Consider the following 14235-nt stretch of genomic DNA (forward strand, 5'->3'; position numbering starts at 1 on the left):
TCCAGCGGTCAGTGAATTAATTCTGTCGCTCCTTATAGTTTATACTTGGGCTTACAATAAGAAGTACCACAATGGTATGGCTGACCCTTAGTAGGATAAAAAAATAAAAAGAGACCTTCATTCCACCGGGCATTTCCAGATTACATACTCCCTTTACCCAGCTGTACTCAAAAACCAGCAATGCCCAACAAATCCTTTAAATAACCTTTCTTTCCAGAGGTAACATAACAACAAAAATCTCATTTATTTTAATAATTAATTCAGCAGAAAAAGGGTGGTATTATCAAATACAAAAGAAACAATTAATTTTGCTAAATCATTTTAGTCTAAGTATGTTTGAAAAATACTTCTGCAATTAAAAATCTGAACTAACCAAATTAAATATTGAACCATGCAACAAAAAGCAGCCTTCACTGACAGAAAATTTCTTGTCACCCTTGTATTTGTCACATCACTTTTTATGTTCTGGGGCATAGCCATTACCATGGCAGATGTCCTGAACAAACATTTTCAACACACCATGAGCCTTTCTAAGTCGCAGTCGGCCTTTGTACAGTTTGCTGTTTTTGGCGCTTATGCGGTAATGGGTATACCTGCAGGCTTATTCATGAAACGTTTCGGTTATAAAAAAGGCGTACTTTTAGGCTTATCGCTATTTGCTATAGGCGCCTTTCTTTTTGTACCAGCAGCGAACATTTCCTCCTTCGCTTTTTTTGGCATCGCCCTGTTCATTGTAGGCTGTGGGTTATCTACACTGGAAACTGTAGCGCATCCGTTCGTAGCCTCATTGGGAGATCAGCGGACCAGCGACCAGCGTATCAACTTCGCCCAGTCTTTCAATGCCGTTGGCGCTATGCTGGGCCCGGCTATCGGAAGTTACTTCTTATTGCGTAATAACGTAGAAGGCAGCACAGACTTAACATCCGTTAAAATTCTGTATGTTGTAATCGGAGTGGTTATTTTATTGGTAGCCGTATCCTTTTCTTTTGTTAAAGTTCCCCCTACCATAGACCCCCATGCGGTCGCCGAGGCAGATGCAGCTGCTGTAAACATCGATGTAGCGCCTGACAAAAAACTTTTTGACCATAAACATTTCGTATGGGCTGTGGCCGCACAGTTCTTTAATGTGGCCGCTCAAGCAGGTACATGGGCGTTTTTTATCAATTATGGCCACGAAAAAATGGGCTTCAGCGATGCTGAGGCTGGAAACTATATGGTCTTATTTATGGGAATGATGCTTGCCGGACGATTCATCGGAACATTTTTAATGCGTGTAATCGCACCCAATAAATTGCTGGCTATTTTCGCTCTGGGCAATATCCTGATGTGTATTATCGTAGCGCAAAACTTTGGTATGGTATCCTTCATTGCTTTATTGATGATCAATTTCTTTTTTAGTATTATGTTCCCTACCATATTTAGTCTGGGCCTTAAAAACCTTGGTGTACGTACCCAGCAGGCCGCCTCATTTTTATCGATGGGTGTAGTAGGCGGAGCGTTTTTCCCTTTTATTATGGGTGCCGTAGCCGACAAAGCCGGAATTGCAAATGCTTATTATACCCCGATTATCTGTTATATTGTGATTTTCTTATTCGCTTATAAATTTTACAAAGTAAAACACTAGTACCCACATGGCTAAACTCTCGATTATGGATATTGCACAACTTTGTGCTTAATGGCAGGGCTGAAGAAAAAAAGGTAAGGCATCTATAATCCATCCATTACGGCTATTGCGCAGACTGTGAAAGATATTACTCTTAAACTCATTGATATTCCTATTGCAGAAAATGGAGTCTGATGAAAAACCAGTAGAAAAGGTAATTCTTCAGTAAAAAAATAAGTATATCACCTCCCTAAAACTAAAATATTCCCGCTAAGAACGCGGGAATATTTTTATATTAAGATTTTTTAACCTGGTATCTTACTTTAACAAGTTCGCACGTTTCAGTTCATCCAGGGCTTCGAATAACATCAAACCACTCAACTGGACAGAACTATCGCTCACCCTACTGTTAGGCTTACTTGCCCAGTCGGGGCCGAAAGTATTTTCTGGTGTTCTTATCGCTTTAGTATACAAACTATTTCCATTATTTTTAAGGTATTTCACATAAAGTTCACGGGTATAATCATCCACTACTCCCCTCAGTACCATCTGTGCCATATACCTGATAAATATTCCCTTGAACAATCCACCATCGCCCGTATTTTCACCCTTCAACACGCCTTTAGGAGAAAACTTAACCTGGTCATTCATCACATAATTTACGTTACGGACTGCATCATTCAGGTAAACCTGTTCATTGGTAATTTTGTATAGCTCCAACCCCGCACCTACCCATGTTCCCTGGTTATAGGTATAGATACTCTCTTCTTTGGTATTGCCATATGCGTCCCATACCACTCCTCTTGAAGATTCTACCACATAGGTCTTAAGCCAGGTATAGATCTTTTTGGCCCATACCAGATCGTCCATATTGTTATCCAGCTGGTAAAGCTTTGCCGCAATAATCACCGCCGGGGCATTAGAACAAGCATTTTTAGAGTCCTTCGAACCAGAAGCCCAGGCAATGCCCCCATTCTTTACATCACTCCAACCCACTTTTATCCAGGTCCAGTATTGCCTCGCCATGATTTTATACTTTTCATCCTTAGTAGCGTCATAGGCACGCAAGCATGCAAGTGCCCACCACTCCATATCATCATAAAAAGTATTCCAGTAAGTATTGCCGTTTTTAACATAGCAGCCGGCAAGCAGGTTATCCATTTTAGTCAGGTACCTCACATCTTTTGTACGGCGATACGCATCGACCAGAATATCCAGTGCATGGGCATTCCACCAGTAATTAAACCCAGTGTGCCCATCGTTGTTTTGGTTATAATAATTCTGGGTAACAGAATAAAACTGTGCATCTAATGCAATCTGCGATTGTTCCGCAGCCTTTGCCCAGTCCACCACTACCGCCGGGATTACTTCCGGAGGTACAACTCCTATTTCCTCTTTATTACAGGAGAATAAGCAGACCGCTATGGTCATCGTCCCCAATATTTTATATGCTGAAATGATTGATCTCATCTGTTTTATTATTTATAAGTGATTACATGTGTATAATCTGCAGAAGACTGCATTTTAAACGCTACTTCAGTATTGGTGGATTCCACCTGAAATTTATAAGAGAAATCGTACTGGCTGTTATTTACCTCTTTAAGTAAGAAATAAGTCGGATCCTGATTGACAGTCGGTCTTACATTGTCTTGTTTACTACTACCCCAGTTTTTTGTTACCGATACACCTGCAGCATCCTTTTCAACTACCCTGAATTTATAGCGCTCATCTTTACCCCACGACTCCGTTTTCCAGGCATTGTTAAAAGTTGCCTTCCATACACCTGCAGCATCATAAACCAGATTCGCTTTTATGGTATTATATCCTGAGAACCATAATCCTACCGATACGATCTCAGTTACAACTGCTGAGGCATAATTAAAATCGAGATTAATGCGGTATACCGTTTTAGTTGTTGCCGGACTATTGGCGGATGCAGCTTCGGTAATCAATGTACCATTTAACACAAAAGTCAAGGGTGTTCCGGTAGTTTTATCTACCATTTTATAAGTACCCGCATTTAAGGACGTGTAAATTTCAAAGACGCCGTCACCCAACTTTTTAAACTTTAACGCCTTGGTCAAATCCTCTCCTGCCTCTGTCGCTGTTCCCATTATGTAAACATCAACAGGGTTATCGGCAAGACCTGCTGGCCTTTTAAGCTCCAGGATACCTACCTGAGAAACAGCCGATACCACGCCTGTATTTGCAACCACCCGCCATTTCACTTTACCAGACGCCAGTTCATTAATAGAAGCAGCTTTAGCTATTCTGTTTACGATTTTATGGTTAATGGATAGCTTATTATCTGAGCCACTTTGGGCAGACAACTCCTTATACACCGGATTAGAAAAATCACCAGTTTCTTTATCAAACTGAACCTCATAAAAAGACACGGTATAATTGCCAGTTTTTGCCGCATCCCATTCAAACGTGACTACAGCATTACTCAAAGGGCTTAAATTGATTAGCGTATTGTTTGATGGCGCTAATAGCACAGGAGCGGTAATGGTTGTATTCACAACATCAACTATTTCCTTCTTACATCCTGAAAATACCGAAAATAGCACCAAACACGCTGAAAAAATATCTATGTTCTTCATATCAGATTAGTTAGGGTATGTAAAATATTCCAAAACAGGACCTGAGGAAGGATAGTAGTTGTAAGCATTCCAATATAGTGTACCGAAACTTGCCATTGAACACATGCCATCTATATGAAATATTGCATCAACTGGTGCGCCCATAGCCGGAAGATCAGGCTCAACTTTGTAGGGCGTAATTGCAATTCTAACTGTACCGGGTCCACCAATTAAGAACCGTGGAATACTAAAACTAAATTGTCCCTCATTATAATACACTTCATGGTATTCTGTGTAGCGTTCGTTAAAATCATCGGGGATGGAAGTAACACAGATATATAGTTTGTGATAGGACCAGGAGTCGGTTGCCCAGACAAGGTCACCAGTCAATTCACTCGTGGTCAATTCTACCTTGGCTACTACATTTGGCACGGTACGATAGTGATCATCAAAAGTAGTCAGGCCAGGACTAAGGTATTCCTTGTTTCTGAAACTGCTAAACAAAAATACAAATATGATTAGTGTGCTGTATATCTTGATTTTATTTAAATTTTTCATATTTTAATTGATTTTTTTATAAAAAAAATGGTTACCATCCTGGATTTGCTACCAGGTTTTTGTTTTTGTTTAGCTCTCCGGGTAAAATATTCCAGAGGTAATTCCTTGGTAGGAATACCCTTGTTTCAAAAACCGTACGTTTGGTAAATGCGGCGGTGTTAGTTGCGTTCACATCCATTCCATAAAAAGGTCCGCCATCGGTTTGCTCCGCAATCTTCCATCTCCGCACATCAAAATAACGATGACTTTCAAAAGCAAGCTCAACCCTTCTCTCCCTGTGGATCGCTGTTCTCCAGGCATTTTGATCTGCTGGTTCAGGTACGAAACCTACTCCCGATCCGTACTGCGGAATAGCAGCTCTTTCTCTAATCAGGTTGATGTATTTTTTAATATCAGCATTACCAGGATTATATTCATTTAAAGCCTCAGCATAGTTCAGGTAAATCTCGCCCAAACGAAATAGGACCTCGGGACGATCAGCAATGTTCTCATTGCTTCCTGTTCTGGAATTAGGATTCACTTGTTTCCTCGCACAATATCCCGTACGCGACCAATTACGTCCGTTGTACTGACCACTGTTACCACCATTATACATCTGAATAGTAATCGGCGAAGAACCTGTTCCACCGCTATTATTACTTGAATTATTGATCCATTTACTCAGGTTAAAAGTAACCGCACTGTAAAAACGGGGTTCCCGACCTACATACATATTGGATGTTCCGGCAGCATACTGCGCTGTAGCGGTATTGGTAAAACCGATTTCGGTATACTGAGAATTCGGGTCATCCGTAGGCAAACCATTTGCCATAAAATAAGCGTCCACAGAAGTCTGCGTGGGACCCCATGATGACCAACCACCTAGTATATATGGATTTCCGCATTGATCATAAGATCTTAATTTATCGCTGGTATAGCGGCTCAAGATCACTTCCGAGTTCCAGGCTTTTATAAAAATACCCTTTAACGATTCATATACTTTTAAGGCACCTGTTATCGGATCAACTTCCTTATATAAACTGTAGTCCGGCATATCAATCAGCTCCTTTGCAGCATCGGCTGCTCTCTTCCATTTGTTTATATCAAAACTCTGATTAATCAGCACCTTTCCATCAGGGTTCTTAAAATTCGCATAAGTAGTGTTTCCATTAAACATCGGACTTGCCGCATACAACAATGTTCTGGATTTTATAGCCAAAGCCATTCCCTGTTTCATACGTCCGTAATCTGTAGGATTACCTTTACCGGGTGGCAGATCAGGCATTGCTTTATCCAGTTCAGCTACAATATAATTTACACATTCGTCGTAACTACTTCTAGGAAGACTAAAAGTACTAATGTCTGCATCAGGGGAAATTACCGTTTCGGGAAGTATGATCGCCGGACCATACTGGGCAAGTATAGAGGCATAAAAATACGCACGCAATACCCTTGCTTCAGCAATATATTGCTTAATCAGTTCCGGTTGAATCTCAGGATTTTCAGGAACTCTTTGCATAAAATATGATGCACGGCGGATCCCCTGATAATAATGGCTCCAGAAATTATAATCACCACGGTTTTTATCCCAGTTACCAGTATTCATTGCAAACGTTGCATAATCATTATAAGTCACATCAATTTCATCCGAAAGTCCTTCCCATGGACTACCTAGACTCCAATCTGCATTAGATCTGATATAGTCATATACACCAGCAAGATATTTTTCAGATTCTGATCTTTTCTTAAATACATCATCAATTGTTTGCCTGTCGTCGGGCACCTGATCGAGGAATTTTTTACAGCCACTTAACGAACTTATAACTGCGATAACCAATACAGTTATAAAAAATATATTTCTTTTCATGTCAAAAATTGCTAAGGTTAAAAAGTAGCACTAAGGCCTAAACTAAAGGTTTTGATATTGGGATATCTGGTACCAGATCCTCCACCCATTTCCGGATCCCAGAACCTAAAAGGACTGATGGTAAACAGATTATAACCGATAAAATAAAGCCTTAACTTTTGCAAACCGGCAAACCCAATCGTTTCCTTTTTAAATGTATAACCAAAATCTAATGTCTTCAGTCTTAAAAATCGACCGTTCTGTAGAAATTTGGTGCTGGTGGCGTAGTTTTGATTGATATCTGAACCGTAGGTAAGTCTTGGATAAAAAGCATTCTGATTGGGATTTTCCGGGGTCCATCTATCCAGGATATTCGAATACAGACTTCCCTTTGCATCTCCGTTTCTAAATGGCATAAATTCGTTCGAAAAATAAAAATCTACAGAACCGGCCCCCTGGAAAAATGCGCCCAAAGAAAAGCCCTTATATCCCACTGTCGTTCCAAAGCCATATAAAATTTGTGGAACCTGATCTTTTCCTATGAACGTCTGGTCATCTATGTTAATAATCCCGTCACTATTTAAATCCCTGAACTTCAAATCTCCCGCTTGAACAACACCTGCAGTCCTAGGTACAGAGGGATCGTCAATCTCTGCCTGGGTATAAAAACCTTCAGCTATATAACCTCTTCTGTTGTAAACCGACTGCCCTCTTGATTCTTGCCATGGATAATCAGGGATAGGACTATCATCTTCTATTACTTTATTTTTGTTGTAGGTAAAAGTTCCCTGGAAAGAAACGGCTACTTCTCCGAATCGCTTATCGTAATTTCCAGTAAAATCTATACCTTTAGCTTCTGTAATACCCAAATTACCCTGTAAATTCTTTCTGATCCCTAAAAAGCTTGGCACCACCCCCCGTTCTCTGAATATATTTTCGCGCTTACGGGTAAACACATCTATTTGTAAACCTAATGCATTGTTCAGCGTTTTAAGCTCCAAGCCAAGGTTTAAATCCTTCTCTGTTTCCCAGGTTGCATCCACCGCATAATCAGCAATGTCAATTCCCTGAACAGCGTTGATACTGGCCCTGTTTTCTCCGAAGACATAAGGATTACCCGTGTTTTCTACAGTGCCTATATAAGAGAATCTCCGGCCACCAATACTACTGCTTCCTACAATTCCATAAGAACCTCTTAGTTTTACCAACTGAAATATATTAGCTGCATTTCCGTAAAATGACTCATTAGATACCACCCATCCCAAAGCGTAAGACGGGAAAAATCCGTAACGTTTAGATGGCGCAAAGTTCTCCGCACCATTGTAACCAAAGGTAAGTTCAGCCAGGTAACGGTCTTTATAAGAATAGGTAAACCTTCCTACGCCACCTAAACTTCTATATGGAATTGACCCTATCAAATCACCGGCCGTTGCGCTAACCCTATCACTCTGGTTGTATAAAAGCATACCACCAACTCTATGGTCACCGAAAGTCTGACTATATTTAATGGCCCCCTCTAAATAGAACTGCCTGCTGCCACCATTGCCTCTGCCAAAAGCCAGGTAATCCTGTCCCTGCCCTATAGTTGTATATACCAATTCGCCATTATCATCTCTTTTTGTAGCAAAATAAGTTGTTGGTGTTTTAGTACGGTTCAGTGAATTGGAATTAGTGGCATCGAAAGAATAAAGTACATGGGCTGACAATCCTTTTAGAATGCCACTCAGATCCTGGTTTACGCGAATGTCAGACATAATCTGATTCTCGTAAGTAGTTGAATAACCTCTGTTTGTCAGCAAACCGTAAGAACTATTTAAACCTCCTCCTGTAGATAAAAACGGTTCTTTGTTGCCAGGATACATCACCGGGTAAAGTACAGGGTAAGTTCTCAATGAGTTAGCAAATATATCACTGGCACTGGTTCCCGGATAATTACCATTGGAAATCCAGCCTTTGATACCCACATCTATTGTTGTTGTTTTAGTTGCTTTTAAAGTGAGCGCAGAGCTAAAGTTTACACGTGAAAACTTAATAGAAGAATTGTATTGCTGCAACGCATCTGTTTTAAATAGCCCTGTTTCATCGTAATATCCCGCGGATACGTAAAACGTAGACTTTTCACCACCGCCGCGAATACTCAGGTTAGCTTTCTTGTTCTTTCCAAAATCGTTAAATATTTCGTCAAACCAGTTCACGTTTGGATACAGATAAGGATCTTCCCGACTTAATGTTTTACTGATCTGTTCCTGTGTATACCTTGGCGCACCGCCCCTGGTTAACCTCGCTTCATTTGCCATCTGCATATAGGTGACCCCATCAGCAGTTTCCGGAACTCTGGTAAAATTGGTCAGTCCCTGATAATAATCCAGGTTAATTTCTGTTCTTCCTGCCTTACCTCTTTTGGTGTTGACAATTATCACTCCATTTGCCCCCCTTACCCCATAAACCGAAGTAGAAGAGGCATCTTTTAAAATGGAGAAACTCTCAATGTCATTCGGATCTATATTACTAAAAGAACGTTCAACACCATCAACCAAAATCAAAGGTGCGTTATTTCCAAGAGAGATCACCCCTCTGATCCAAAGATCAGCACCATCCCTACCTGGCTCACCACTTCTTTGTACGCCTACAAGTCCTGATACTCTACCGGCGAGTACCGTAGAAATATTAGCGACGGGTTGTTTAAGGTCATCTACGTTTAAAGTAGACTGTGCGCCAAGCGTTTCTATCTTTCTTTGCTTTTGTCCGTAAGCGACAACTACAACGTCGTCCAGTTTATTATCAGCAGGCTTTAAATTAATTTGTATATTTCTTCTTCCCTGAACAGGAATCTCCTGAGTTTCATATCCGATATAAGAAAACATAAGTATTGCATCCTCTGGAACTTTCATAGTAAAATCTCCTTCAGGTGATGTAGCAACTGTAACTGCTGTTCCTTTCAGCTTTACCGAAACACCAGGTATCGGTTTACTATTCTCATCTAAAACCTTTCCAGTAACAATGATATCAGCCTTTTTCGGCATTTGTGTCGCAGTATCTGTTTTTTTCCTCACCACAACCGTATTGTGGTTAATTAAATAAGTAAAAGGCTGGTTCTTAAAACATCTTTCCAGAACACTTAAAAACGGCTCATTAACTGCAGACAAGGTTACAGGATTCGCCTTGCTGATCATGTCATTTTCATAATAAAAGTTATACTTGCTTTGTTCGCGAAGCGATTTAAACACCTTCTCTATATCAGTGTTTTTAACCTTCAGGTTGATGGTCTGCGCATAAGTTGATGCATTCACCTGAATGATCGCTGTAAGCAGCAGGATGATCGTAAATTTCATTCGGAGTAGAAAAATTGATCCCATGCGGGGAGATGCCCAACATGGTAGGTCGTTAAAAATTTTGTACATTTGGTTAGTAAGTGAAATTAAAACTTTCGAAACGGTTTGGTTCTCTTGCCAAGGTTTTGCAGACCTTAACTGATCCGGAGCGGTGCAAACGCTTCCGGGTCTCTTTTTTATAGTCTATGTAAAGTTTAAGGCATAACGATAATCCTCCTTCCTTCAACTTTAAACTGAATGGTTCCGGTAAGCTGCATCGTTTTTAAAACTTCCGTTACATCCTCAAACTTTGAAATATTACCACTGTATTTTTTTCCTTTCAGATTTCCATGGTACACTACTTCAATATCATACCATCTGGAAATTTTGTTCATAATCGAAAAAACGTCCTCCTGTTCAAACACGAAAAGTCCGTTTTTCCAGGCGATGGATTCACTCAAATCGACATCTTTTCGAACGGTGAGAGCAGACGAAGACACCTCACTCACAGCCTGCTGACCAGGCATGAGCAGAACCCGAGAGGTGCCTTTATTTACTCTTACGCTGCCCTCCAGCAAAGTAGTTTTTGTAAAAACCTCATCGCCATAGGCATTCACATTAAAATGCGTACCCAATACAGTAATTTCCTGCTGGTCAGACTTTACTTTAAATGGCCTATTTCTATCTTTTACCACTTCAAAATAAGCTTCTCCGATCAACTCAACCCTTCGCTCATTAGCAGTAAAAATAACCGGAAAGCGGAGCTTAGAGGCCGCATTTAGCCAAACTTTTGTACCATCGGGCAGGGTGATCTCGTATTGCCCACCTTTGGGTGTAGATAAGGTATTATATGCATCGACTGTTGTTACAGTTTTTCCACTGCGGTAAACCAGTTTACCATTTGCAGATTTGCTGATCGTGACTCCAAACTGGTTAATTCCATCCAAAGTCGAACCTGAATCTAACACCACAGTTGAGCCATCTGCAAGTGTCAGTGTAGCTTTGCTGCTTCCTGGCACGATCAAATTTATGCTCGCTACCTGTTTTTTATCAGTGCTTTGGTTATAAGCGAACCAATAAACTGCAATACTTAAAGTGATCAGTCCAGCTACAGCGGCAACGGCCGGATAGTAAAATAACCTGTGTCGTCTCTTCCCAGGCAATTCACTTTTGACCAGGGCAAGGTCTGCCAGCAATTCCTGTTCAGAAAGATCAAAAGACCCAGTATCCCAGGTCAAATACCAGCTTTCTACAAGCGAACGTTCCTCTGCGGTACAGCTACCACTTTTATACCTGTCTAATAAATCCTTAATATCTGGTTTATCCATATCTTAAAAAAATGCTTTTGTCATAATAAACACATTGACGAACAACCAAGTGGTATGGAGTAGATCGATTGAAAAAAATAAATACACGTCCTGTTAGACAAAAAAAGTCGAACAGTATACTTGGATTCAGCCTTACTTTTAACCCTGTCCAATACATCTTTATATTTGGCTTTTACAAAACACTTTTGTCTCAATTAGCACATTGACGAACAAGTGGTGGGTATGGAGTAGATCAATTGAAAAAATAATCACAAATTACAATTGAATACAAAGGACTTGAGCATTTCACCAAGTTTAGGCCCTACTTCTATACCTCTCCGGTACAACTTCTATATCTGTTTTATATATTTTTTTGTGTTAACTAGAAATATAGACGAACAACCGGCCGCTATAGAATAGATCACTTGAAACAAAATCAGATGACACTAAATCAGTTTAGCTTTTTGTTATAAAAAAAAGAATGTGAGTAATTTACTTAATTTAGGTCGTAAAACTTTTAGGGCGCTGTTAATCTGTTTACGCACGGTAAGTTCAGAAATCTCGAGCGTTTCAGAGATTTCCTTGTGACTACGATACTCATTTCTACTGAGGACGAATACCTGTTTCATTTTTTCAGGCAATTTATCTACCTCATTCTCTATTAAAAGACTAAGTTCTTTTAACCGGATAGCATGGTCTGTTATATTCGTCCCATTATTTAAAAAGCCTTCGAAAGAACTGACATAGTAAGTTTGGAGTTTATTTCGGTTTACCAGATCAATCACCCTGTTCCTTACCGATCTGTATAGATAAGCAGAAAGTCCCGTTTTTAAAACAATCAGATCTCGCTTGCTCCATAAAACAGTAAACAATTCATGGATCAAGTCCCTTGCCTCTTCCCTATTTCTGATTCTTTTGTAAGCGTGAACATATAGAAGGGCACTGTAGCGATCATAAATCTCCGTAAATGCCTCGTGATCATCATTGCACAACAACGTGAACAGTTCAGTATCTGTAAGAGATTGATATGCTGGCATATTTGGTTATAGGTAAACGAATATATTATTAAATTTCATAAAACTGCAATCAGATTTCAGAATATCTAAACAAGAGTAGATTAAACCTTCCTACTGTATTTGTTACCGCATAAATTGGCAGCAGTATTTACGCTAGCATTCAACGGTATCTCCACCTTCAAGGGTTCCGGATCTTTCCCAGGCAACAATTTGGTTCTCTCCATAAATCAACACTGCAAACACCCCATTTGGTAAAAAGCACCGGAAAAGTCTCCAGCATCAGTAAATCCGATATTACTACAGGCCGAATAGTAATATTGGATTTACAGCTTTATAGTTTCAAGCGCTGATGTTGTTTCAGCAATATCATTTCCAGCTTTTTAAAATCCACACTTTGCACGTCAACTTGATCATCAATTGCTAGCGATGCTGCGGTGGCCGCAGATTCACCCAAGATCATGAATACAGGTTCCATCCTAACTGAACCATAAGCAATGTGGGAACTAGACATACATACCGGCACCAAAAGATTGCGACACTCTGCTACCTTTGGCACAATCGAACCATAACTTATGCCATAAGGTTTGGGTGCTTTCACACCAATATCCCCTTCGTTTTGTACAAAGCCCCTCTCATTAACATATCTCTGTGTATTATGAGAATCCAGAGCATATGATCCCATTCCAATTGACTGGGGTACATCCTTAATTCCGAGCACCTCATTTTCTGTCATCACGTACTCACCAATCATCCTACGCGCCTCTCTGATATACAACTGCCGGGGCCAATTGCCGTTTTCCATGAACTCATCTTTCGCCAGACCCCAGGTGTTTAAACGCTGTCGCACAATAGCGGGAACTCTTAAATCTGTACACATAAAATAAAACAGACCCTTTTGATAATTCTCATGTTGTTTAATGATTTCCCTGCGTTCCTGATAGGAGGCTTCTGGATAGCTATAATTCATTCCGATATAATCGGTACTAAACGGACCATGGTTATTGGTATCCGTTTTTCTGTTCGGGACAGGATCAAACTTATTGAACAGTTCATTCCATTCCTGCTGAAACAGTCTGGCAAGCAGTTCGTAATCGGATGCATCATAACGGTCAGGTTTGGGGAAAGCAATCCGGTTCTCCGGATTATCCGTAAGACACATCCTGAAACAGTAAGCCTGAAGCTTAGTGTCCCCTTTCCCTTTTACCCCCGGAGACTCACTAGAAATACCGGTAAGCAATCCACTGGTTTTGTCGCCCGGTATTTTATAGGGATCAATATCCTTTTCAAAATGGTGGCTATGCTGAAAAATATCCGTCTGTACTCCATTCCATTTTTCTCCATAAACATGATTTGCCTCCCTTCCAATGTGGTAACTGACTTTTGAAGCGGCCATCAAGTCGCCTTCGTAGGTCGCATCTATAAACATTCTGCCACAGAAGACTTTACCACTGAGCGTTTTAAATGAAATGATCCTACCGTTTTTCTTCACTACCCCTTTCTTACGATCCAGCCATTCATCCCGATACACAGCGATTTTGTTCTCACGGATCAGATCTTCCATAATCTGCTCGGCCGCATGCGGCTCAAATATCCACATTGTACGCTCCTCACCATCTATTGCCGGAGTACCTTGTCCTTTATTCCCATAGGCTTCTTTTTTTTGCCAGCGCCAGGCATCCGCTTGCTGGTAATGTAGAAAAACACGGTGATAAAAATCTCTGGCAAGACCGCCAATCACTTGCTTGTTACCAGTGTCAGTAAAACCAAGACCTCCTGAAGACAGTCCACCAAGATGTACATCCGGGGAAACTAAAATCACTTTTTTCCCAAGTTTTGCAGCCCGGACACCAGCTATAACTCCGGCAGATGTTCCGCCATAAATAATAATATCAGCATCAAAAATCATCTTGTCCCCGGAACGACTGGTCAAAGTGAGAAGCACCAGAAAACCCAACAAAATTACACGGCGATAAATAGTATAGATCATCAATTCATTAGTTTTTACATGTTAAAATTAACTCAGTTATTCCTAA

Annotated in this window: 9 protein-coding genes; 1 reads left to right on the forward strand and 8 read right to left on the reverse strand. The window is 40.4% G+C overall.

Annotated elements, in window-relative coordinates; genetic code table 11:
• Window positions 1-391: 391 nt before the first annotated feature.
• Window positions 392-1624 (forward strand): L-fucose:H+ symporter permease, encoded by a 1233-nt coding sequence (gene fucP, locus DBR43_RS03265; protein WP_124577859.1) that lies wholly within the window; start codon window positions 392-394, stop codon window positions 1622-1624.
• Between the two features lie 297 nt (window positions 1625-1921).
• On the opposite strand, the gene DBR43_RS03270 is transcribed toward fucP, so the two are convergent.
• From DBR43_RS03270 to DBR43_RS03305, 8 genes are all read right to left on the reverse strand, one after another.
• Window positions 1922-3073 (reverse strand): glycoside hydrolase family 76 protein, encoded by a 1152-nt coding sequence (locus DBR43_RS03270; protein WP_124577861.1) that lies wholly within the window; start codon window positions 3071-3073, stop codon window positions 1922-1924.
• 8 nt (window positions 3074-3081) lie between these two features.
• On the reverse strand, window positions 3082-4206 hold the full coding sequence (locus DBR43_RS03275; RefSeq protein WP_124577863.1) for a SusE domain-containing protein: 1125 nt from the start codon (window positions 4204-4206) through the stop codon (window positions 3082-3084).
• A gap of 6 nt (window positions 4207-4212) precedes the next feature.
• The gene (locus DBR43_RS03280; RefSeq protein WP_124577865.1) at window positions 4213-4743 is read right to left on the reverse strand and encodes a hypothetical protein; all 531 of its coding nucleotides are present in this window, start codon (window positions 4741-4743) and stop codon (window positions 4213-4215) included.
• Between the two features lie 31 nt (window positions 4744-4774).
• Window positions 4775-6589 (reverse strand): RagB/SusD family nutrient uptake outer membrane protein, encoded by a 1815-nt coding sequence (locus DBR43_RS03285; protein WP_124577867.1) that lies wholly within the window; start codon window positions 6587-6589, stop codon window positions 4775-4777.
• A 17-nt stretch (window positions 6590-6606) separates the two neighbouring features.
• Complete coding sequence (locus DBR43_RS03290) at window positions 6607-9900, reverse strand: SusC/RagA family TonB-linked outer membrane protein (protein ID WP_158622412.1); 3294 nt, start codon at window positions 9898-9900, stop codon at window positions 6607-6609.
• A gap of 194 nt (window positions 9901-10094) precedes the next feature.
• Window positions 10095-11207 carry a FecR family protein gene (locus DBR43_RS03295; RefSeq protein ID WP_124577871.1) on the reverse strand — a complete coding sequence of 371 codons (1113 nt, stop codon included), beginning with the start codon at window positions 11205-11207 and terminating at the stop codon, window positions 10095-10097.
• Between the two features lie 446 nt (window positions 11208-11653).
• Complete coding sequence (locus DBR43_RS03300; protein ID WP_124577873.1) at window positions 11654-12223, reverse strand: RNA polymerase sigma factor; 570 nt, start codon at window positions 12221-12223, stop codon at window positions 11654-11656.
• 310 nt (window positions 12224-12533) lie between these two features.
• Window positions 12534-14189, reverse strand: a complete 1656-nt coding sequence (locus DBR43_RS03305; RefSeq protein ID WP_124577875.1) for an FAD-dependent oxidoreductase — start codon at window positions 14187-14189, stop codon at window positions 12534-12536.
• Window positions 14190-14235: the final 46 nt, after the last annotated feature.

The sequence above is a fragment of the Pedobacter sp. KBW06 genome, from assembly GCF_003852525.1.
Lineage (GTDB): Bacteria > Bacteroidota > Bacteroidia > Sphingobacteriales > Sphingobacteriaceae > Pedobacter.

Bases quoted from the DNA above. Each gene is read 5' to 3' on its own strand.
- DBR43_RS03290 (WP_158622412.1), bottom strand. From the start codon at position 9,900: ATGAAATTTACGATCATCCTGCTGCTTACAGCGATCATTCAGGTGAAT.
- DBR43_RS03305 (WP_124577875.1), bottom strand. From the start codon at position 14,189: ATGATCTATACTATTTATCGCCGTGTAATTTTGTTGGGTTTTCTGGTG.
- DBR43_RS03270 (WP_124577861.1), bottom strand. From the start codon at position 3,073: ATGAGATCAATCATTTCAGCATATAAAATATTGGGGACGATGACCATA.
- DBR43_RS03300 (WP_124577873.1), bottom strand. From the start codon at position 12,223: ATGCCAGCATATCAATCTCTTACAGATACTGAACTGTTCACGTTGTTG.
- DBR43_RS03295 (WP_124577871.1), bottom strand. From the start codon at position 11,207: ATGGATAAACCAGATATTAAGGATTTATTAGACAGGTATAAAAGTGGT.
- fucP (WP_124577859.1), top strand. From the start codon at position 392: ATGCAACAAAAAGCAGCCTTCACTGACAGAAAATTTCTTGTCACCCTT.
- DBR43_RS03275 (WP_124577863.1), bottom strand. From the start codon at position 4,206: ATGAAGAACATAGATATTTTTTCAGCGTGTTTGGTGCTATTTTCGGTA.
- DBR43_RS03280 (WP_124577865.1), bottom strand. From the start codon at position 4,743: ATGAAAAATTTAAATAAAATCAAGATATACAGCACACTAATCATATTT.
- DBR43_RS03285 (WP_124577867.1), bottom strand. From the start codon at position 6,589: ATGAAAAGAAATATATTTTTTATAACTGTATTGGTTATCGCAGTTATA.